Source organism: Shinella sp. M27 (assembly GCF_049199905.1).
GTDB lineage: Bacteria > Pseudomonadota > Alphaproteobacteria > Rhizobiales > Rhizobiaceae > Shinella.
The window spans coordinates 76,229-98,774 of sequence record NZ_JBLZPK010000008.1; the positions used below are offsets into that span (position 1 = coordinate 76,229).

At 62.7% G+C, this 22,546-nt stretch carries 15 protein-coding genes; 4 read left to right on the forward strand and 11 right to left on the reverse strand.

Translation table 11 applies throughout. The features are described from left to right. The 5 genes from ACOZK4_RS02615 to ACOZK4_RS02635 form a co-directional block, all read right to left on the reverse strand. The coding region (locus ACOZK4_RS02615) for a GcvT family protein (protein WP_421590266.1) at positions 1-2,215 on the reverse strand (2,215 nt) is incomplete at its 3' end. Between the two features lie 151 nt (positions 2,216-2,366). Beyond that, positions 2,367-2,921: a sarcosine oxidase subunit gamma gene (locus ACOZK4_RS02620; RefSeq protein ID WP_421590267.1), complete on the reverse strand. Its 555-nt coding sequence runs from the start codon at positions 2,919-2,921 to the stop codon at positions 2,367-2,369. Positions 2,922-2,931: 10 nt separating this feature from the next. After that, entirely contained in the window at positions 2,932-5,889 is a 2,958-nt protein-coding gene (locus ACOZK4_RS02625; protein ID WP_421590268.1) for a sarcosine oxidase subunit alpha family protein, read from the reverse strand. Beyond that, positions 5,886-6,161: a sarcosine oxidase subunit delta gene (locus tag ACOZK4_RS02630; protein ID WP_421590270.1), complete on the reverse strand. Its 276-nt coding sequence runs from the start codon at positions 6,159-6,161 to the stop codon at positions 5,886-5,888. Before ACOZK4_RS02630 ends, ACOZK4_RS02625 begins: the two co-directional genes overlap by 4 nt. 8 nt (positions 6,162-6,169) lie before the next feature. Next, complete coding sequence (locus tag ACOZK4_RS02635; protein ID WP_421590271.1) at positions 6,170-7,420, reverse strand: sarcosine oxidase subunit beta family protein; 1,251 nt, start codon at positions 7,418-7,420, stop codon at positions 6,170-6,172. 164 nt (positions 7,421-7,584) lie between these two features. Here ACOZK4_RS02635 and cysQ point away from each other — a divergent pair, with 164 nt between their 5' ends. From cysQ to ACOZK4_RS02655, 4 genes are all read left to right on the forward strand, one after another. Beyond that, the gene (cysQ, locus tag ACOZK4_RS02640) at positions 7,585-8,391 is read left to right on the forward strand and encodes a 3'(2'),5'-bisphosphate nucleotidase CysQ (RefSeq protein WP_421590375.1); all 807 of its coding nucleotides are present in this window, start codon (positions 7,585-7,587) and stop codon (positions 8,389-8,391) included. A gap of 184 nt (positions 8,392-8,575) precedes the next feature. Continuing rightward, positions 8,576-9,973 carry a hypothetical protein gene (locus ACOZK4_RS02645; RefSeq protein WP_421590272.1) on the forward strand — a complete coding sequence of 466 codons (1,398 nt, stop codon included), beginning with the start codon at positions 8,576-8,578 and terminating at the stop codon, positions 9,971-9,973. Between the two features lie 25 nt (positions 9,974-9,998). After that, the gene (locus ACOZK4_RS02650; RefSeq protein ID WP_313528998.1) at positions 9,999-10,793 is read left to right on the forward strand and encodes an ABC transporter permease; all 795 of its coding nucleotides are present in this window, start codon (positions 9,999-10,001) and stop codon (positions 10,791-10,793) included. Beyond that, positions 10,790-11,473 (forward strand): ABC transporter ATP-binding protein, encoded by a 684-nt coding sequence (locus ACOZK4_RS02655; RefSeq protein WP_313529001.1) that lies wholly within the window; start codon positions 10,790-10,792, stop codon positions 11,471-11,473. The genes ACOZK4_RS02650 and ACOZK4_RS02655 overlap by 4 nt, the downstream gene beginning before the upstream one ends. A 39-nt stretch (positions 11,474-11,512) precedes the next feature. On the opposite strand, the gene ACOZK4_RS02660 is transcribed toward ACOZK4_RS02655, so the two are convergent. The 6 genes from ACOZK4_RS02660 to ACOZK4_RS02685 all read right to left on the reverse strand — a co-directional run bounded on the left by ACOZK4_RS02660 (position 11,513) and on the right by ACOZK4_RS02685 (position 22,075). Then, the gene (locus tag ACOZK4_RS02660) at positions 11,513-12,943 is read right to left on the reverse strand and encodes a capsular biosynthesis protein (RefSeq protein WP_421590274.1); all 1,431 of its coding nucleotides are present in this window, start codon (positions 12,941-12,943) and stop codon (positions 11,513-11,515) included. Positions 12,944-13,113: 170 nt separating this feature from the next. Continuing rightward, positions 13,114-15,141: a capsular polysaccharide biosynthesis protein gene (locus tag ACOZK4_RS02665; RefSeq protein WP_421590276.1), complete on the reverse strand. Its 2,028-nt coding sequence runs from the start codon at positions 15,139-15,141 to the stop codon at positions 13,114-13,116. 80 nt (positions 15,142-15,221) lie between these two features. Then, positions 15,222-16,439: a polysaccharide biosynthesis/export family protein gene (locus tag ACOZK4_RS02670; RefSeq protein ID WP_421590277.1), complete on the reverse strand. Its 1,218-nt coding sequence runs from the start codon at positions 16,437-16,439 to the stop codon at positions 15,222-15,224. Positions 16,440-16,854: 415 nt separating this feature from the next. Further along, on the reverse strand, positions 16,855-19,938 hold the full coding sequence (locus ACOZK4_RS02675) for an efflux RND transporter permease subunit (protein ID WP_421590278.1): 3,084 nt from the start codon (positions 19,936-19,938) through the stop codon (positions 16,855-16,857). Continuing rightward, complete coding sequence (locus ACOZK4_RS02680) at positions 19,935-21,008, reverse strand: efflux RND transporter periplasmic adaptor subunit (protein ID WP_421590280.1); 1,074 nt, start codon at positions 21,006-21,008, stop codon at positions 19,935-19,937. Before ACOZK4_RS02680 ends, ACOZK4_RS02675 begins: the two co-directional genes overlap by 4 nt. Continuing rightward, a complete protein-coding gene (locus ACOZK4_RS02685; RefSeq protein ID WP_421590281.1) occupies positions 21,005-22,075 on the reverse strand; it encodes an efflux RND transporter periplasmic adaptor subunit in 1,071 nt (356 codons plus the stop codon). The genes ACOZK4_RS02680 and ACOZK4_RS02685 overlap by 4 nt, the downstream gene beginning before the upstream one ends. Between the last annotated feature and the right edge of the window lie 471 nt (positions 22,076-22,546).

Consider the following 22,546-nt stretch of genomic DNA (forward strand, 5'->3'; position numbering starts at 1 on the left):
CGTCGCCGATCACGTCGGCGTCCTTCGCCTCGAGGATGAAGGTGCGCAGGCGCAGCTCCCCGCCCGTCTCGCGCTCGGCCTTGGCCGCGTCCTTGCCAATGAAATCGGCGTCCTTGCGCAGCGCAACGAAACGCTCCAGCCCAGCCTCGACCGGGCCATAGAGCGGGCGATATTCGCGCGACCAGCTACCATAGGATTTTTCGAGGCGCAGTGCGTTCAAGGCACGAAGCCCGAAGAGGCGGATGCCGAATTCGGCACCGGCTTCGAGGATGAGATCGTAGAGGTAGCGCTGGTATTGCGGCTTCATCCAGATTTCATAGCCGAGATCGCCGGTATAGCTGACGCGCCCGACAACGGCCGGCGCCATGCAGAGATCCATGCGCCGCACGTCCATAAAGGCGAAAGCTGACATCGACAGATCCTGATGCGTCAGCTTTTGCAGTACGTCACGCGCCTTCGGACCGGCAATGGCGAGGCCGACGAGCGACAGGTTCAACGCCTCGAGCGTCACCGAGCCATCGTCCGGCAGATGGCTCTCGAACCAGCGCATGTGATAGTCTTCCGCGATGCCGGAGCCTATGAGCAGGAAATCGCCCTCGCCGAGCTTGGCCAGCGTGAAGTCGCCGATCAGCTTGCCGTCATCCTTCAGCATGGGCGCGAGCGTCATGCGGCCGGTCGCCGGAATGCGGCAGGTCAGCAGCCGGTCGAGCCAGGCTTCCGCCCCCCTGCCCTTCACCGCATACTTCGCAAAGCCCGACGTCTCCATCAGGCCGACGCTTTCGCGCACCGCCCTGGCCTCCGCGCCGACCGTGTCGAAATCGGTCGAGCGGCGCCAGGAGAACTGATCCTCTACGCCTTCGGGCGCGAACCACAGCGGCGCCTCCAGACCATAGGAGGCGCCGAAGACGGCGCCGGCTTCCTTGAGCTTGTCATAGATCGGCGTGGTCAGCAGCGGGCGTCCGCCCGGCAGCTCCTCATTCGGATAGCGGATGGAGAAGCGGCGGGAATAGTTTTCGCGCACCTTGGCATTGGTGTAGCCGAGCGTCGCGAAGTCGCCGTAGCGCGAAACATCCATGGCGAAGACGTCGAAACCGGGATCGCCATGGATCATCCAGTTGGCGAGCGCCAGCCCGACGCCGCCGCCCTGGCTGAAGCCGGCCATGACCGCGCAGGCCGACCAGAAATTCGTCATGCCGCGCACCGGGCCGACGAGCGGGTTCCCATCCGGCGAGAAGGTGAAGGGGCCGTTGATGACCTTCTTGATGCCTGCCTTGTTGAAAGCCGGGAAGTGACGGAAACCGACTTCCAGCTCCGGCGTGATGCGCTCAATGTCTTCTGCGAGCAGTTCGTGGCCGAAATCCCAGGGCGTGTTGAGCGGCGACCAGGGGCGGCAGGCCTTTTCATAGGTGCCCATCAGCATGCCGTTGCGCTCCTGGCGGAGATAGATTTCCCCGTCGAAATCGACGCAGTGCATCAGCTCCTTGCCGCGCGTCTGGTTGAACTCGATCACCTCGGGCATGTCCTCGGTGATGAGATACATGTGCTCCATGGCCAGCACCGGCAGCTCGAGCCCCACCATGCGGCCGACCTCGCGCGCCCAGAGGCCGCCGCAGTTGACCACGTGCTCAGCGATGATCTCACCCTTGTTGGTGATGACGCGCCAGCTGCCGTCCTCGCGCTGCACGAGGTCCTCTACCTTGGTGTGCAGATAGATGTCGGCACCGTTCTTCTTGGCCGATTTCGCATAGGCATGGGTCGTGCCGTAGGGATCGAGATGACCTTCCACCGGATCGAACACCGCACCGACGAACTGGTCGGGATCGAGCAGCGGCATCAGGTCATGCGCTTCATTCGGCGTCAGCAGATGCGCGTCGAGCCCCATGTAGCGGCCCTTGGCGAGGATCGACTTCATCCAGTCGAAGCGGTCCTTGGTCGAGGCGAGCATCATGCCCGAGGTCATGTGCAGGCCGATGTCCTGGCCGGAATAATCCTGGATCTCCTTGTAGAGCTCCACCGTATATTTCTGCAGCTTGGCAACGTTGGGATCGCCGTTGATCGTGTGCATGCCGCCGGCGGCATGCCAGGTCGAGCCGGAGGTCAGTTCCGAGCGTTCGACGAGCACAACATCGGTCCAGCCGAATTTGGTGAGGTGATACAGGACGGAACAGCCGACGACGCCGCCCCCGATGACGACGACCCTTGCATGGCTCTTCATGAAAAACTCCGGCTTGGCGGGTTGAAGGGAACTTCGTGCTGCAGACGAAGCGCAGCCTATTTTGTCCCCCGGAGGCCTCACAAGCCCGTGGTGCGAAACCTCATGTCGCTTTGTCGATTTTGAATGTCGGGCAGCGGCGCGCGGACCGTCGTCAGCGCGTCGCGAAATCCACCGACAGGTCGTGGCTGCGCGCCATCACCTTGAGATCATCGACCAGCGCCTCGGCGAAGCTGCGCATCACCACGAGGTCGAAACGCTCCTCGCCGATGTGGGCGAGGTTGACCGAGAGGTGGCTGCAGAGCACATTCGCCGCACGCCCGACCGGGAAGGCATCGGCATGCAGATCGACCGCAATGCCGTTTGCCAGAATGCGGGCGGCATCCGGACCCGATAGCGTCAGCACGACCCGGCCATGGCTCTGATCGACGACGAATGCGAAATCGCCGAGCCGGACGGAAAGCTCCGCGGCAAGCGTTTCCGGCGCATGCACCTCCGACAGGACGAGCCATTCACCGGGGCCGGAGAACCGCGCCTCGAACTCGCCGTTCGACACGAGAATGCCGGCCGCCTCGGCCGTCTGGCCGGGGACGGCAAGCACCATGGCAACGGCCGTCGTGCGATGCACGGAAAGGTGATTCGCACGCCGCTCGGCAATCGCACCGATCGTCCCGTCCAGCGCATGCACCGCCTGATATTCGTAAGCCATCGCCTCTACCTCACGCCATCAGCTTGGTGTTTTCGGGATCGACGAAGACGGGATCGCAGACCTCGGCAAAGGTCTCCACGCCGCGCAGCTGATCCCAGACCACGATCTTCTCGCCATAGCGTTCGCGGCCGGATTTCAGGAAGGCGAGCGCGATGTGGCCGCCGAGCGTCGGCGAGAAACAGGTGGAGCTGACCCAGCCCTGGTCGTTGATCGTCGAGGGCTTTGCGCCGTCCTTCAAGAGATGCGCGCCGGCCCGCATGTCCTTCTCCAGCTCCACCGATTTGAGGCCGACCAGTTGCATCCGGTCCGCCGCCGTCAGGCCGAAGCGGCTCGAGAGGCGCTTGCCGATGAAATCGGGCTTGCCCGACCCCATCATGCGGCCGAGGCCGGCATCGTCGGGCGTCACGCGGCCGTCGAGTTCGGCATGGGTGACATGGCCCTTTTCGAGGCGCAGCACATTCAGCGTCTCCACGCCATAGGCGCAGATGCCATGCGGCGCACCGGCCCGCATCAGCGCATCGGCCGCCGCCTCGCCATGCCCCGCCGGCACCGCCAGCTCATAGGCAAGCTCGCCCGAAAACGAGATGCGGAACAGCCGCGCCTTGAGATTGCCCTTCAGCCGCACCTCGCGTGCCGCCAGGAACGGGAAGGCCGCGCCGGAAATATCGTCCTCGACCACGGCCTGCAGGATCGTGCGCGCCTTCGGCCCGGCAATCGACATCTGCGCCCATTGGTCGGAGACGGAGAGGAAGCGCACGCGCAAGTCCGGCCACAGCACCTGCGCGGCAAACTCCATATGCGAGAGCACGCCGCCGGCCATCGCCGTCGTCGTGGTGACGAAGAAATGCTCTTCGCCGAGCCGGCTCACCGTGCCGTCGTCATAGACCATACCGTCCTCGCGCAGCATCAGGCCGTAACGGGCCTTGCCGACGGGCAGTTTCAGCACGGGATTGCAATAGAGCCGGTTGAGGAATTCGGCCGCATCAGGCCCGAAGACCTCGATCTTGCCGAGCGTCGAGACATCGCAGAGACCGGCGTTTTCGCGCACGGTGCGCACTTCGCGATCGACGCTCTCGCGCCAGGTCTTCTCACCGGCCTTCGGGAACCAGGAGGAGCGATACCACAGCCCGGCATCGATGAAGACTGCGCCGTTGCGCGCCGCCCAGCCATGCAGCGGCGAGCGGCGGGTGGGCATGGCATGTTCGCCGATCGACGTGCCGGCCATCGCCCCGAAGGAAACCGGCGTGTAGAACGGCCGGAAGGTCGTGGTGCCGACCTCGGCGGGGCTGACGCCACGCATGCCGGCGAGAATGCCGATGGCGTTGATATTGCCGAGCTTGCCCTGGTCCGTCGCCATGCCGCCCGTCGTGTAGCGCTTGGCATGCTCGACATGGCCGAAGCCCTCACGCACGGCGAGGCCCAGGTCCTTGGTGTGCACGTCGTTTTGGAAATCGACGAAGGCCTTGGATTTCGCGCCCGGCACATGCCAGAGCGCCGTGAAGGACGGATCGGCTTCCTCGCCAATTGCCGGACGCTCGAGACCGGCCGCCGGCCGGCTGAGCGCTTCAACAATAGCCGTGGCCTTACGCGCACCGTCGTCAAAACATTCGGAGAGGCGATAGTGCCCCGCCGCAGCCCCCGCCATGACGAGCCCCGCGCCGACATCCGGCGCCAGGAACGCCTGAAGCGCCTCCGACCAGACCGGCTTGCCGCCGCGCTGGCAGGCGAGATGGATGACCGGGCTCCAGCCGCCCGACATGGCGACCGCGTCGCAGGCAATCAGCTCCTCGAAGCCACCGCGATCAGCAACCACAGTCCGCACACGATGGCGCCCCTTCGTATCGACGATCGCGCCGCCGCGAATGAGGCGAACACCGGCCGGCGCGACATCGCCGGATGCAGGGCGGCTATCGATCAGTGCCGCGATCTCCACACCCTTCGCGATCAAATCCTTTGCCGTGCGATAACCGGACGTGCCATTGGTGAAGACGACGACGGACTTGCCGGCGGCGACGCCGAACCGGTTGGCATAGGTGCTGACCGCGCTCGCCGTGAGGATACCCGGCCGGTCATTGCCGCCGAACACCAGCGGCCGCTCCTCGGCACCGCTCGCAAGGATCGCGTGTTTCGCCACGATGCGCCACATCCGCTCGACGGGCTTTGCGGCATCGACGACAGCGACATCCTTCTGGACGCGCTCTACCGCACCGAAAACATTGTCGTCGTACCAGCCGAACACCGTGGTGCGCGGCAGGAGCGTGACATTGGGATTGCCCTGCAATTCCTCGACCACGCGGCGGGCGAAGACATAAGGCGGCTCGCCGCCGATCGGCATCGTCTCCGAGAGCAGCGCACCGCCGAGCACGAAATCCTGCTCGGCAAGGATGACACGCAGGCCCGAGCGGGCAGCGACGAGCGCTGCGGACAGACCCGCCGGCCCGGAACCGACGACGAGCAGGTCGCAATGCGCCCAACTCTTCTCGTAGCTGTCAGGATCGCGCGGCAGGTCGGTGCGGCCGAGGCCGGCGGCACGGCGGATCAGCGGTTCATAGACCTTTTCCCAGAAGGCGGCCGGCCACATGAAGGTCTTGTAGTAGAACCCGGCCGAGAGGAACCGCGACATCAGGTTGTTCACGGCGCCGATGTCATAGGCAAGGCTCGGCCAGCGGTTCTGGCTGCGGGCCTCCAGACCGTCATAGAGCTCGGCAACCGTCGCCCTGGTGTTGGGATCGCGCCGCGGGCCGCTGCCGACCGTCACCAGCCCGTTCGGCTCGGAGGGTCCAGCAGTCACGATGCCGCGCGGGCGATGATATTTGAAGCTGCGGCCGACAAGCAGCGTGTCGTTGGCAAGCAAGGCTGAGGCCAGCGTATCGCCGGAATGGCCCGTGAGGCTCGTACCATCAAAGGTGAAGCGGACGGCATGGCTGCGATCGACGAGACCGCCGGATGCGAGGCGATAGGCCGTCATCGCGCGCCCTCCCCGGCCTTGGCCGCATCGGTCACGCCGAACACCTCATGGGTAAAATTGTCCCGCTCCACCACCAGCCAGCGCCGGCAGCCGGCGACATGCTGCCAATGTTCGCGAATGCGGCCGCGCGGATTGGCGCGCAGATGCACATAGTCGTGCCACACCTCTTCGGCCGCCATCGGCGCAGGGCGAACGGGCGTGGCATCGCCACGGATCAAAAACTCTTCCTTGGGCCGCGTGCCGCAATGCGGGCAGGAAATCAGGCTTGCCATGGTTCAGCTCAATGCAGGTTGGGCTGGGTGCCTGCACCCGCCTCGTCGATGGGGAAGCCACGCTCGAAGCGATCGAGCCGCAGCGCGCGCGCCACATGATGGCTCTCGCCCTTGGCCAGAAGATGCGCGAAACAGAAGCCGGAGGCCGGCGTCGCCTTGAAGCCGCCGTAGCACCAGCCGCAATTGAGATAGAGATTTTCGATGGACGTCCGGTCGATGATCGGCGAGCCGTCCATCGACATGTCCATGACCCCGCCCCAGCTGCGCAGAACGCGCACGCGCGAAAGACCGGGGATCATCGTCACCCCCTCCTCCATCACATGCTCGGCCGTCGCAAGGTTGCCGCGCTGCGCATAGGAGGAATAGCCGTCGATCTCCGCGCCGAAGACCAGCCCGCCCTTGTCCGACTGCGAGATATAGAAATGCCCCGCGCCGTAGGTGATGACGTGATCGATGCAGGGTTTCAGCCCCTCCGTCACGAAGGCCTGCAGCACATGGCTTTCCAGCGGCAGCTTCAACCCCGCCATTTCGCCGACGCGCGACGAGTTGCCCGCCGCCGCCAGCGCCAGCTTGTTGCAGCCGATGAAACCCTTCGTCGTCTCGACACCCGTGACGACGCCGTTCTCGCGGCGGATGCCGGTGACTTCGCAATTCTGGATGAGATCGACGCCGAGCCGGTCGGCCCCGCGCGCAAAACCCCAAGCAACGGCATCGTGCCGTGCCGTGCCCGCCCGGCGCTGCAGCAGGCCGCCGATGATCGGGAAGCGTCCATGGTCGAAATTCAGGAAGGGCAGCATGCTCTTCAGAGTCTCGCGGTCGAGAAGCTCCGCCGCAACCCCCTCCATCATCATGGCGTTGCCGCGGCGGATATAATGATCGCGCTGGCCGTCATTATGGAAGAGACTGATGATACCACGTTGGGAGAGCATGACATTGTAGTTGAGGTCCTGCTCCAGGCCCTCCCACAGTTTCATCGAAAACTCGTAGAAAGGCTCGTTGCCCGGCAGCATGTAGTTCGATCGCACGATCGTCGTATTGCGGCCGACATTGCCGGAGCCGAGATAGCCCTTCTCGATGACCGCGACATTGCGGATGCCGAATTCCTTGGCGAGATAATAGGCCGTCGCAAGGCCATGCCCGCCGCCGCCAACGACGATCACATCGTAGTGCGCCTTCGGTTCGGGCTCCCGCCAGGCAGGTTTCCAGCCGAGATTTCCGGCAAAGGCTTGTTTTAAGATCGAAAGAGCGGAGTAGCGCATGAAAAATCCCGGATCAGACGCGCCACATTCGCATATGCAGCACAAACGGCAAGTCCATGGCGAAAGTCCGGCGCGGTTTCCACATGCAGTATTTGCTTTCCGGCAACGCCGAGGCTAAGCCAGAAGCAGAAAGGCCGGAAACGATGCAGGCAGAGGCAGCAGAGCTGAAACGCGTGATGGAAAGTGCCGCGCTCGCCGCCGGCCGTGCCATCATGGCCATTCACAGCGCAGGCCCTGATGTGCATTTCAAGCCGGACAGCTCTCCCGTCACCGAGGCGGATGAGGAGGCCGAGCGTGTGATTCTCGCGGCACTCGCCCGGCATTTCCCGCAGATTCCCGTCATCGCCGAAGAAGCGGTCGCCGCCGGCCAAGTGCCCGACATTTCCGGCGGCCTGTTCTTCCTCGTCGATCCGCTCGACGGCACCAAGGAATTCGTCGCCGGCCGCAACGAGTTCACCGTCAACATCGCCCTCATCGAATCGGGCGTGCCGATCGCCGGCATCGTCTATGCGCCGGCGCTTGCCGCCGGCTTCATTGCCGTCGACGGCCGCGCGGAACGCTTCACCGTGGCAGATGGTCACACCCTCGCCAACCGGCAAGGTATCGGCTGCCGGGGTCGCGGCAAGGCGCTGACCGCCGTCGCAAGCCGCTCGCACGATACGCCCGAGACCGGGCGTTTCCTTGAGGACCACGGCATCGACGCCTGCACGGCCATCGGCTCCTCGTTGAAATTCTGCCTCGTCGCCGAAGGCCTCGCCGACGTCTATCCCCGCTTCAGCCGCACCATGGAATGGGACACCGCCGCGGGCGACGCCGTGTTGCGCGCGGCCGGCGGCGAAACCCGCACCCTCGACGGCGCGCCGCTTGCCTATGGCAAACGCAACCAGCCCAACGACACCGACTTCGCCAACCCGAACTTCATCGCTTCAGGTGCGGGCTGGAGCGGGGACGCCGGCAGGGCCATAAAATAACCCGATTGCGTGGCGACAAAGCCGAGCCTCGGGGGGACGAAAAATGCGGAAAATCGCTGTCGGAGGGACCGTTCTCCCGGATTGCCCATGGCATTTTTGTTGTCTGTAAAGGTTATTTCGAATAATCTGCCGAAGACAAGCATTTAGGCGACTAACCCGTTTTCTTTGGAAAGAGTGGTCCGACGTGAAAGAAGAAAAGACGCCCGCACAGGCGGAAGCCGAGCCCCACGTCGCTACCGGTGCCAGCAGCCTGCTTGATATCGCCAAGCAGCGCGCCCAGCAGCGCGCCGACGACAAGAAAGTCGTGGCCATCAAAAAGCCGGCTCCGGCGAAGCGCCCCGCCGTTGCGCTTGCAGACGACGAAGATGGACTTGGTGCACGCGCCCGCAAGGCGACCGACATCGTCAAGACCATCTTGACGCTGCCTGAAATGCCGAAGCGGAAGCGCCAGCTTCCATGGACGTCTATCTCCTTCGGCCTCGCTGTGGTCCTCCCCACCATTTTGACCGCGCTCTACTTCGCCTTCATTGCCAGCCCGCAATATGTCGTCGAGACGCAATTTGCCGTTCGCGGCGCCAATCAACCGTCTCTGGGTGCTTTGGGACTGCCGGCTCTCGTCGGCGGGGGCGGCCAGTCCAGCGATTCCTACATCGTCGCGGATTACATTCACTCCGCCCAGATCCTGCCCGATATCAGGGAACAGACAGGCGTCGATATCCGGACGGTGTATTCCCGTCCGACGATCGACTTCCTCTATCGCGAGAACGGCACGCGCTCGCTGGACGAATTCCGCGATTACTGGCGTGACATGATCAATGTCAGCTACAACACGACCACCGGCAACGTGACGATGCGCGTCTTCGCGTTCTCATCGAGCGACGCAAAGCAGGTCGCCGAGTCCATTCTGGCGGTTTCCGAGCATCTGGTGAACACCCTTTCGGACAAGTCGCGTCGGCAGGTCATCGAGACTGCCAACCAGCAGGTGGCGCGCTCCGAAGAGCGCTTGCGCAACATTCGCAAGCAAATGACCGAATTGCAGATAACCGAGCAGGCCGTCGATCCGACTGCGGTTGCAACGATGGAAGCAACGATCATAAGCTCGCTCGAACAGGAACTGGCAAACCTTCGCACACGCTACAAGGCACTCGTCGATTCCGTCAGCAGCGATGCACCTTCGGCACGGGTGATCGAACGCAATATCAGCGCGCTTGAAGCGCAATTGGTCGAGCAGAAAAAACGCCTGACCGGAGATACCGATCAACCAGCCGACAGCAAGACGACACGCGCGGGCGTCGATACATCGAACGCTCTGCCGCAGATGATCAGCCGTTTCTCCGAACTCGGCGTCGAGCAGGAGTTTGCTGTTAAAGCCTATACGGCGTCACTGGCCTCACTGGAATCGTCCATGCAGGAAGCGCAGAAGCAGGAACGGTATTTCGCCGTGTATGTCCCGCCGCGCGAACCGGAAGTGGCCCTTTATCCATTCAGCGTCCTGAATACGGGTATCGTTCTCCTGGCTTCATTCGGCTTCTGGCTCATCGGCTACTTCGTATTCCGCTCCGTCAAGGATCATGCGATCTGACGGCACCCCGACCACGAGCCGCACAATGAAGGTAGTATCCGAGAAGAGTTTCGCTTACGCTCTCAGCGAAAATGTACGGGTTATCGCCGCGCTTGTCGTGAGGAGTGCGGTGACGCGCTTCGGCGAAAGCCGTATGGGCGTGGTATGGGTTCTGCTCGAACCCATGGCCTATGTTGCCATCTTCATTGTGCTCCACACATCGATGGATACGAGCATCCCCTTCGGGGACAACGCACTCCTCTTCGTGATGACAGGTGTTTTCGGTTTTCGAATGACGCGTGGTATCGCGCGCAAGTCGGAGCGGGCAATTATCAGCAACCAGCCGATGCTGACCTATCCCTTGGTCCGTCCCCTGGATACCATCATTGCAGCGTTCCTCACGGAATCGACGCTCTGGCTCATTATTTGCTGGCTGTTCCTGGGAGGGCTTTCGCTCACGATGGACCGTGCGGTCATTGTCTATCCCGCGGATTTTGCAGAATGCCTGCTGGCCGTCTTGTATTTCGCGCTCTCTTTTGCGGTTTTTAACGCGATGGTCAGCGGCCTTTTTCCGCGCTACGACACGTTCCTCAACATGCTCAGCCTGCCTCTCATGCTGATGTCAGGGGTCTTCTTCCTGCCGTCCCAGCTACCGCCGGATTTTCAGGCTATTCTCTGGTGGAACCCGTTCCTGCACTGCGTTGAATGGTTCCGCACATCGACCTATCTCGACTACAACCCCTTGCTCAGCAAGGAATACCTGGTTGGCCTCTCCACCGGCATGCTTGCAATTGGCTTGACGATGGAACGCATCTTCCGCCGAAAGATCATCAACTCATGATCATCTTCGATAAAGTCTGTAAAGCGTATCCCCGCCCTGACGGGGGGAAAAAGATCATCCTCGACAATTTCACTGCGACCTTTCCGCCAGGCATCAATATCGGCATCCTCGGCAGGAACGGCGCGGGAAAATCCACGCTGATGAACATGATTTCCGGCGGAGAAATGCCGGACTCCGGCCGTATTCTACGTGAAGGCAGAATTTCCTGGCCGCTTGGTTTCAATGGCGGTGTGCACGGCAAGCTCACAGGCGCTCAGAACACCCGTTTTATTGCCGACATCTACGGCAAGCCGCGGAACAAGGTGCTCGACTTCGTCACGGAGTTCTCGGAACTCGGGGCTTACCTGGATATGCCGGTCAAGACCTATTCCGCCGGCATGAAAGCGCGCCTTGCCTTCGGCATCTGTATGGCGATCGAGTTCGAATATTACCTGATCGACGAGGTCATCGCCGTCGGCGATTCCACATTCAAGAAGAAGTGCAAGGACGTTTTCGAACAGCGGCGGGAGAATTCCTCGCTTCTGCTCGTTTCACATTCGGCAGGCCTGCTTCGCTCGTTCTGCGATGTAGGCGGCGTGATGCACAATGGACAGCTGACGTTCTTCAACGACATTGAAGAAGCCATTCAGGTTCACGAGGAAATTTTGCGCTCCTCGGCCGCGCAGCGAAAATCGGCCTAGCAGCGGCCGTCGCCGTTTTGCATACTCAGTACAGTCAGCTTATGTGCCACCGGCAGCGCGCAGACGCTCGGGCGTGTAATTGACCGCGCCGACTGACGGCCGCAGTGGCGTTACGGATCCAGAGGATTCGACAATGTCACGCAACTTCATAAGAAGCGAATTCGCTGCAATTTCCATTCCCTCATAGGCATAGAAATCACCCGGCTGCAGGCATTTGCGGGTGATCCAATTCAGGTATTCACGCCGCAGGTTTGCTGGAGCCACATGACCAGACGACCAGAACTGATCGAGTTCGATACCCTTGTTGACACAAAAGGCGAGGGCTGGATGCCGATAGAATGCCTGGCCCAAAACGGCAAGTGGAACACCGTGCTGCAAAGCAGAGAGGCCTGATGTGCTGTTGATCGTCACCATGCCAGCAGAATGGCGTGTCAAAAGGCCGAGCGACCCGCCATCGAGGATATGAACCCGGTCGGCTACATTGTTCAGGACGCTTACCTGGCGAATGAATTGACTGTCCTGGCTGTGTCCGCGCTCCATGGGATGGATCTTGAACACGAGCTGAGCCGACGCGGGTGCGTTTCGCGCGAAGGATACGATCGATTTCAGAACGAGTTTCTGATTGCTCCAACCGCTCGCAGCGGCACCGAGCTGGCCGTCGTCATGCACCTGCAGCGGCACCAGATAGTACCGCTTGTCGTGGTGCTCAAGCAGCCGCTCCATGCAGCGGTAATTGCGGCCGAGATTGCTGAACTTCCTGTAGTAGTTCTTGATCCAGTAGAACATTTCCCGCACGAACGAGCGTCTGGGCTTGTGGAACAGCTTGCGCTCGCTCGGCCTGGAGAACACACCACGCACGGCGAAATAGGTATAGGCGTAGGTCGCCATAGCGCCAAAGGAAGAAGGGAAGCTTGCACCCTTCGGCCGTTCCGTTCGGGAGTCAGAGTCCCCCTCCTCCGGCAACTTACCCATGGCCGGGGAGCGCCAGTTATTGCCGCCAAGTTCCATCGTAACGAAACCGGGGCGGATATATCCTTCTTCAAGACAGAGGACTGGAACACCCAGCACCGCGCATTGCTCACTCGCAATTCGGTGGATTTCGCGCTCGCAGCCAAAAAGCACGACATAGTCGAAACCATGTTCACCGACAATCTCGGTAAACCATTCTCGCCAAGCGTCTGCAGTACCCGAGAAATGAAGATTCTGATTGCCGCGCGCAAAGAGCCGGTCGCCCGCATTGAAGCAGACTCGCCAGGCTTCGAAACCATTCTGATTGAGAAGATTCTGTACCTTGCGGAAGAACGGGCCAACCGGTCCCTGCAACAGAAGCACGCGCGGCGCACTCTTGGAGGGAAAACGTTTCGAAAGCTTGCGGCGCAATGAAAGATTGATCAGGCGCGAACCACGCAAGGAACCCTGCTCGGACTCAAATCGACCGGCCTTCAAATCTGGATCATGCTGCTCAGTCATGACAGGCTGGCTCAACTCGCAATGGTGCTGAAGGCACCCGTCATGGCATAAACCTGCCTCTTTAGCAATTGCATCCGCCACCCTTCTCCGAAAATCCCCTATGCGATGTGAACGGGCAACTATGTCCATGACCCGATCGGCACTGCAATCCCCACCTTGCGGTTGTTATACTACCGCAACCGCGAGTCGCGCAACAAGACCCCCAATCGGTTTATTTGCTGCGCCGCACCCAAAAAAAGCATGCCAAGTGGACCCGACTTTTTCATGGCGCCGCCGGAAATTTCGGCGATCAGGTCCTCCGGTCGGCATGGAAGGCGGCTCAGGGGGTGCACATAGAACGGATAGACGATGAGGCTCGCGGCGACGAGCATATCGAGACTGATTCTGCGCCGGCAGCGCGGGATGGTCAGGCGGTCGTCAGTGAGGCCCCAGCCGGCATAGAACGGCATGCCATGCACGCCGACGGGCTTGCCGCGCAGCAGCGCTTCGAAACCGGTCAGCGACGTCATGGTTTCCACACGATCGGCCCAGGCGATCCATTGGAGTATGTCTCCATCCGTGGCGATTCGGTCCGCATCGCGCGGCGCCTCGCCGCCACTTCGAACGCCGGAGACCACATCTGGATGCGCCTTATAGACGATGAAGGCGTCGGGAAAGAGTGCGCGTACCGCAGTGACGAGCCCGGCATTGGACCGCACCTTCGGTGAACCGTAGCGGATGGAGGCATCTTTCTCGACCTGACCGGGGACGAGGATCTTCATCCGTCCGTCCGCCACGACGGGCGCTTCGGCGACCGTGCCGAGATTATATTTCGAAACACCGCGGTCGATTAGAAGCTGGGCAAGGCTTCGGGCACGGGCCAGCAGGCGCTCGTCGAACACCCCCTCCGCGATCAGTGTTTCAAGGCGGCTCGCGCCCCGCGCGTCGTAATAGACATGATCATCGTCGATGGCGATCGAGGACGGAAGCGTCAGCGCCACACCGAGGCCCTTCGAGCGGATGAAGCCATCCTCGAGACGGATCGCGGGCACGGCATCCGGCAAAGGCCTGTCACTGCCCCACACCGCCACGATGCCACCCGCCGCCTGTGCCGCCGGCACGGCCGCGTCCATGGAGCGCAGGTGCACGGGATCGCCCGCCATGCCCTTCAGGAACGGCGTCATGGCGCGGCGCTTCCACGGCGAAAACCCTGCCGTAAAGACCTTGCGGGTCAGACGGGAGCGCTGGTTGCGCGTGGTGATCGCCTGCTCGACAGCGCATTCCGCCGTACAGGGCTGCCGCGTGTGCAGGTCCAGATAGCGCGTGTATTCGAGAAAGGCCGCGTGGAAAACCTGTTCCAGGGAGGCTGGCGGCTTGGTGGCAGCCAGCTCTCCGTGATCCACCGTCAGGCCCCGGCCGGAATAATAGGTTGAGCCGAAGCAATGAACCGGGCGCCCGGCCATCAGCGCTTCGAAGCCGAGCTGGCTCGACACCGTATAGACGCTGTCAGCCTCTTCCAGCAGCGGCCAGGGGTTCATGCGCTCCGGCACGACGATAAACAGGCCAAGCGCTGCCGCGGCCTGGCGCAGCAGGCTTTTCTCGCCCGCGGCGGGATGGGTGCGCACGACGAGCGTCTTGCCCGGATTGGACGCCGCAGCGTGCTCCAGCATGACCTGGAAACGCGCCGCGTTTGCGCCTGCTCCGGCAATGGAAGCATCGCCTGCGACCTGATCGACGAGAAGAACGAAGGAACGACCTTGCGGCACGCCGGCCGCTGCCGGGGTCACGAGCGGGCTGTTGTTGTATTTGGACAGGCGCTCTTCCCGCAGCCATGCCATCATCAGGCGCGCCCGTTCCAGCGCCAGCGGATCGGTCTGCGGCTGCGCCAGCAGGTTTTCGAGATCGCTTGGCTGCCGCGCGTCGAAGTAGATGCCCTGCCGGTCGATCACATAGGAATGGCTCGGCTCCGCCTGTCCCGGCGCAAAGCCGCGCAGAAAGCCATCCTCGAGCGTGAGGACTTCTTTGCCCAACAGTTTGGCAAGCTGCGCGGCGCGTATCCCTGAAGGACGCCGCCCCCAGCCGACAAAACCATCTATCCTGCGCGGAAGAACGAAGGGCCAGGCAACGATATCGGCGTCAAGCAAGCGAGCGATGTCGTCCCGCTGCTGCCACAGGCCATACGAAAGAAGCGCATAGGTCTTGCGTGCCCGATCGGCCATCCAGCTTCCTATCGATCAGGCGGATCGCCGCACCAAATCCGTGGCGCCTACCGGCACCACGGAGGCAACACGCGACGCCGTCAAAGCGCGTTTGCGGTACGCGTGATATTGTAGGCCGCACTGGATCCGCTGGAAAGAATGGTCATGAACTTCGCGAAATCCGTGGCGATGTGGCGCGACAGATAGATCACGTCCTTGTTCCGAACGGGGAAGTTCTGAGCGATGATATAGCTCTGCGTCGCGCCGAGATCGAGGCGATAGACGATCGGATAGCGTCCCTCGCCATCCGGCGCCATGCCGCGCGAGATCAGATCACGGAAGCGATCGTCACCGACGACACTGCGATAGACGTTTTCGTTTTCATAGCGGAAGACGAAATAGCCCTTGGGATCAGCCGTCGCGATATTGCCACCGCCAGCGAGCGCTGCGGCCTCGACGAGGCTGAGCTTGGCGGCGTTGAACGGGATTTTGCCGCTCTTTTCCGTCTGGCCGAGCGCCGAGAAAGTCTGCGGATCGTAGCTGACATAAATCTGATCGTCCGGCTTGACGTAAATGTCTTCCTTCGGATTGTCGATGACCGTCTGCAGCAGAACCGAGCGCGAGCGGCCGCCGCGCTTCAGGCTGACATAGGTGTCGTAAGGCTGCTTGGACGCGCCACCCGCCATGGCGATCGCCTCGCTGAGGTGAACGCCGTTCAGGCCCAGCGGTACGATCGAGGACTTGTTCACATCACCCTGGACAGACACGGTGCGCGAGGCATTGTCCGCCATCGCCACGATGACATCGGGCTCGACGGCCTTAGCCTTCAGCGCTTCGACGATGGTCGAGCGAGCGGAATCGATGGTCATGCCGGCGAAACGCACGGAACCGACATAGGGAATCTGGCCATGGCCATCCGGCTGCACGACGACGGGGATCGTCGTCGACTTGCGCTCGACGGTCGAGAAGAGGCCATCGGGACCGGCTTCGAAAATGGTGACTTCCAGGCGGTCGCCGACACCGATGACCGGCGTGCTGCCGCCACCGCCGAAGCCGAAGGTGCTCGAGAACCCCTGGCGAACGCCGGCATTCACACCATTGGCGACGCGCTGGTCGATATCGACGACGTCGAAGATGAGCTTGGTCTGGGGAATTTCGTAGGTCTTGCCGCCCGCGCCGGCGGAAAGCACTTCCTGGGTCAGCGGCCCGTCATTGGGGACCACGCAACCGGCCAGCGTCAACACCGTGCCGGCCGCAAGAATACGCGCAAATACGCTCAACGCCTTGCGCAGCCCGCTCACGTCTTCAATTCCGATCATCACACTGCATTTCCTGTTGACCGCGCCTTCATAGACACGAGGCAAGAGCCGGCCGCTCGCCACGACGGATCGGCATAGACATGCAGTTCAGACGTTTCGTCAAGTCCCATGACCAAACCTTGTCCCAATCACGCACACCCACACGGCCCCCGCCGACACCATGGAGCAAATCCCTTGCACATTCGTTACGGCCTGAAAAGCGGGCTTGCCCGTTTGTGTTCAAAATCAACTTTTTCCACCGGCTTTTTAACGGAGGGTGCGACAAAAAGAACGCAACCGCTCCCAGCCGACAGCAAAGACCAGCAAACTGGCCGCAGGCTTGTCCAGAGGAATCAGCAGCGCGCAAGCACGGCTCCTTTTCGGAACCGTGCCTTGCCTCACCCTTTCGAGGGATATGGGCGAAATTGAGAGAGCACTATGTCGCTTCAACCGGCTCCGGCTGAGCCACGGGCTCCTGCCGTTCTTCCGGCTTGATTCGGAACCAGGCGATATAGAGCGCCGGCAGGAAGAGTAGCGTCAGCACCGTGCCGACGATGATGCCGCCCATCATGGCGTAGGCCATCGGCCCCCAGAACACTTCGCGCGAAATGGGGATGAGTGCCAGGCTGGCCGCGGCCGCCGTCAGCATGATCGGCCGCATGCGGTGTTCCGTCGCTTCCCGCACGGCATCCCAGGCATGCATGCCCTCCCGCTTCAGGTCCTCGATCTGCACGACGAGGATGACCGAGTTGCGGATGAGGATGCCGATCAGCGCAAGCACGCCGAGGATCGCCACGAAGCCGAGCGGCGCGCCGCTCCCCAGCAACGCGATGACCACCCCGATGAGTGCGAGCGGCGCTACGGCGAAGACGAGGAACAGCCGCGAAAAGCTCTGCAATTGCAGCATCAGGATGGTGGCCATGGCAAACAGCATCAGCGGCACGACCGCGATGATCGGCGCCTGGCTGTTGGCGCTTTCCTCCACCGAACCTCCAACCGTGATCTGGTAGCCGGCGGGCAGTGTGTCGCGGAAGCTTGCGACGTCCTTGTCCATCTCCGAGACGATCGTCGCCGGCTGCACGCCGCCCGTGATGCTCGCCTTGATGGTGATGGTGGGCTGGCGCGAGCGGCGCCAGACGACGGGCTGCTCCATTTCGTAACGGAAGTTCGCGACGGCGGCGAGCGGCACGGAGGTGCCGTTTGCCGTCGGCAGCTGGAGCTGACGCAGGGTCTCGATGGATTCGCGCTCCACCGCCCGCGCCCGGCCGATGACGTCGATCAGATAGACGTCGTCGCGGATCTGGGTGACGGTGGTGCCGCCGGTGACGCCGTTCAGCGCCGAGGCGATATCCTGCGAGGTCACGCCGAGCTGGCGGGCCTTGTCCTGGAGGACATCGACCTTCACGACGCGCGCCGGCTCGTTCCAGTCATATACGATATCGCCGAGACGGCTGTTTCTGCCGAGCAATTCGCCGAACGCCAGCGCCTGGCTGCGCACCTCCTGGATATCGGGGCCGCTGAGGCGATACTGGATCGGCCGTCCTACCGGCGGGCCGATATCGAGCAGCTTGACCAGAGCATCCGTGCCGACGAAGGTTTTGCGCAAATAGTCCTGAAGATCGGCCCTCAGACGGTCACGCGCCTCCAGATCCTTGCTGACGATGACCGTCTGGCCGAAGGCCGGCGACGGCGGCTGCACGTCGAAGGACAGGAGGAAACGCACGGCCCCTTCCCCGACATAGGACGACCAGCGCTCGATATCCGGATTGCCCTTCAGCTTTTCCTCTTCGAACTTCGCGATCTGCGCATTGGTCTCGGCAATCGAGGCGTTCTGCGGCAAGGCCCAGTCGATGACGAGTTCCGGACGGTCCGACGACGGGAAGAACTGCTCCGGCACGAAGCGCATGGCGAAGACCGAGACGAAGAAGATGAGCACGGTCGCAACGATCGTCGTCCATTTCCAGCGCATGCAGACATCGAGGATGCGCGCGAAGGTGCGGCCGAACCAGCCCTTCTGCTCATGATGGTTCTTCATGCTCTTCGGCAGGATCGTGACGCCGAGCAGCGGCGTGAAGATGACCGCCACGACCCAGGACACGACGAGCGAGATCGCGATGACCACGAAGAGGCTGAAGGTGAATTCGCCGGCCGCGCTGCTGTTGAGTCCGATCGGGATGAAGCCCGCCACTGTTACCAATGTACCGGTCAGCATGGGGAAGGCGGTGGACGTATAGACATAGGTCGCCGCCTTGCGCAGCGTGTCGCCCGCCTCCAGCCGCGCCACCATCATTTCGACGGCGATCATGGCGTCGTCGACCAGCAGGCCGAGCGCGATGATCAGCGCGCCGAGCGAGACGCGCTGCAACGATATGCCGTCGTAATACATGAAGACGAAGGTGATCGCGAGCGTCAGCGGGATCGAGAGCGCCACGACGAGACCGGCGCGGATGCCCAGGCTGACGAAGCTGACGATGAGAACGATGGCGACCGCCTCGAACAGCGCCTGCGTGAAGCCCGACACCGCCTCCTCGACGACCTTCGGCTGGTCGGAAACCAGGTGCACGTCGACGCCGACGGGCAGGTCATGGGAGAGGATTTCGATTTCCTTCTCCACCTTCGCGCCGAATTCGAGCAGGTTGGCGCCCTGTTTCATGCCGATGGCAAGACCGATCGCCGTCTCGCCGTTGAAGCGGAAGAGGCTGGACGGCGGATCCTCGTAACCACGGGTGATGGTGGCGATGTCGCTCAGGCGGAAGAAGCGGTTGTTGACGCGCAGATTGACGTCGCGCAGGCTCGCCTCGGAGGAGAACTGCCCGCCGACGCGCACGCTGACGCGCTCGCCGCCGGCCTGCACCACGCCGGAGGGCGCGATGGCGTTCTGCGCCTGCAAGGTCGAGACGACCTGCTGGGTGGAGATCCCCAGCGCCGCAAGCTGGCGGGTCGAGAATTCGAGATAGATCACCTCGTCCTGTGCACCAACGAGATCGACCTTGCCGACATTCGGCACGGTGAGGATGCGGGTACGGGCGTCCTCGACATAGTCGCGCAACTGGCGCGGCGTCAGGCCGTCGGCGGTGAAGGCGTAGATATTGCCGAAGACGTCGCCGAAGCGGTCGTTGAAGGCGGGGCCGATGACACCGGAGGGGAACTGCCCCCTGATATCGTTGATCATGTTGCGTACCGTCAGCCAGGTGCCGGGCACGTCGCGGGCGCGCGTCGTCGGTTTCAGGTTGACGAAGACCAGCGTCTGGCCCGCCGTCGTGACGCTGCGGCTGAAATCGAGAGATTCCAGCTCCTCCAGCTTGCGCTCGATGCGCTCGGTCACCTGCCGCGTCGTCTCCTCCACGGAGGCGCCGGGCCAGGCGGCGCTGATCGTCATGGTCTTGATGACGAAGGACGGATCCTCTTCGCGGCCGAGATTCTGGTAGGTGAAGAAGCCGAGCAGCGCGAAGACGATCATGAAGTACCAGACGAGCGATGCGTGTTCGAGCGCCCAGTCAGAAAGGTTGAACGTCTTCATAGGCTTGCCTCGTCTTCGATCTTCACTTTCTGGCCTTCCTCGAGGCTGTGCACCCCGGCGGTGACGACGCGGTCGCCGTCCTTCAGCCCCTTGGCCACCGGCACGGAACGGCCGGCGACGGCGCCCGTCTCGATAGCGGCGAGATGCACCTCGCCCTTGACCGCATCGACCAGCCAGACATGCGGCTTGCCGTCCTTTTCCAGCACGGCTGTTTCCGGCACCATGATCGCCGTCAGGTTCGGCCCTTCCAGTTCCGCCGTGATCGTCGTGCCGAGCCGCACCGTATCCGGCGGGTTTTCCAGGGCGATCTTCACCCGGCGTGTGCGTGTCACGGCATCGGCCGAGGGTGCCACCTCGCGCACCGTGCCCTTGACGGTGATGGCGGGATTGATCTGCAGCGACACCGTGAAGCGGCTGCCGACAGCGATGGTTTCCGCCGTCTCGGGAATATCGACGACGGCGTCGCGTTCTTCCGGGCGGGCGACCGTGACGATGGCTTCGCCCGGCGAAACGGTCTGGCCGACCTCGGCTCCCGTCGCGACGACCACGCCGTCGAATTCCGCTTCGATGCGCGTATAGGACAGTTGCTCCTCCGCCTTCACCAGCGCCGTGCGGGCGCGGATGAGGCCGGCATCGGCCGCCTCGCGCGACTGCTCGGCGCTTTCGACGGCAGCTTTCGCGGCGGCGTTGGATTGCAGCAGCGTCTTCTGCCGATCCTCACTGGCCACCGCGCTCGAAAGCGTCGCCTCGGCGCTGGAAAGCTCCGCCCGCGCCGAGCGGACCGCCAATTCATAGGCCGTCGCGTCCAGAACGGCGAGCACATCGCCCTTCTTCACGAGATCGCCGACATGCACGGAGCGCGACACGAGCCGGCCGGCAACACGCGAGCCCAGCGCCGCCTGCACCTTCGCCTGCACCGTGCCGGCAAAGCGCGTGCCGGGCAGCGCAGTCAGCGTCACGACGACGGAGAGCACCGGCCGCGGCGGCGCGGCGGCCTCCTCTTCCTTCTTGCAGGCGGACAGCGCCAGAGCGGCGGCAAGAGCAAGCACGAGTGGAACAGGCGTCCTCATGGGGCGGCTCCTTCAAGGGCGGTCACGGTCTGGCCGGGGCGCAACAACTTGGTGCCGTCGGCGACATAGGTCTCGCCCTCCTCGACACCATCGAGAACCAGCGCCGAGCCGGTTTCGAAGGACAGCACCTGGACGGGGCGGAGGCTGACCGTGTTCTTCGCCTTGTCGACGATCCACAGCGCCGGCTTGCTCGCGACGCCCGACAGCGCCTGCCAGGGCACGACGGCGACACGCCGCGGCGCAAGGGCGCCGACGCCGACGACCGACGCGCCAAGCGTCATTTCCGGCGGTGTCCGGTCCATGGCGATCTTCACGCGCACCGTGCCGGTCTGCGTGTCGATGGTCGGCGAGACCTCGCGCACATTGCCCGTCGTGCGCACCTTGTCGTCGCTGAGCAGGGTGACGATCACGCCGTCCTTGGCCGGCTGGGCGAAGAACAGCGACTCATAGACATCGAAGACCGCATCGCGCGGGCCGGTATCGGCGATGGTGAACATGGTCTGCGCCGCCTGGGCCACCTGGCCCGTCTCGGCAAGACGGGCGGTGACGATGCCGTCCGTCGGTGCGCGCAGTTCCGTATAGGACAGCACATCCTTGGCCGTGTCGCGCTGGGCGATGGCGGATTCGCGGGCGCTCTCGGCGGTGCGCAAGGCCGTTTCGGCGTCGTCGAAATCGCGCCGCGTGCTGATGCCGTCGTTCAGAAGCGATTTCTGGCGGTCGAAATTGGCACGGGCCAGCTTGAGCTGCGCATCCGCCGCGCGCACCCCGGCTTCCGCAGCTTCGACATCCGCCTTTTGTTCCTCGGGGTCGAGCCGAGCAAGGACCTGGCCTTCCTTTACAGCACTTCCGACATCGACGAACCAGCCGGTGATGCGGCCGCCTACGCGGAAGGAGAGATCCGTCTCCACCCGTGCGACGACCTCACCCGTGATGGTGACCGATTGTTCGCGTTCCTCGAAATGCACCGGCGCGATACGCACCGGCCGCGCCATGCCGTCGGCAAGCGCCGGTATGGGGGTGGCAGACAGCAAAAGGGCCGCCAGCATCATTCTGCCCGATCGGGTCATCGTCATCTCCAGCTTTGCAGAAACCCCATTTAATATGGGTCCTCATTATATCGCGAAGATCAGACTGGCAAGCCTCAACACCATCGGGCGTTGCGCAAGCTGGGCCCGAGTGTGGCGAAGTTCAGGAAAAAAGCCAACCGGCAAGGCGCTGTGATAGGGAAATATAATAAATCATATTTTTCAGCGGCCTAGCATACAGGCAAAGCTCGGAGAGTGATCCCGCGCCGCAAACAACAAAGCCGCCAGCTGCACCGGAACCTTGCTGGTTCCTTGCGTGCAGCCCGGCGGCCTTATCGGAGCATCATTCGTTGGACGCTTCTCTTCGGTCCCCTCTGGACCTGTCAAAGAGTAAGCAGGAAGCGTGCCAAGCGGAGAAAATCCCGATTCAAAAGTGATTTCATATTACTAAAGATGTCCCTAAATCACCGAAGCCGCAAAGCGACTATCGCAACCTGTGCAATTCCTGGGCAA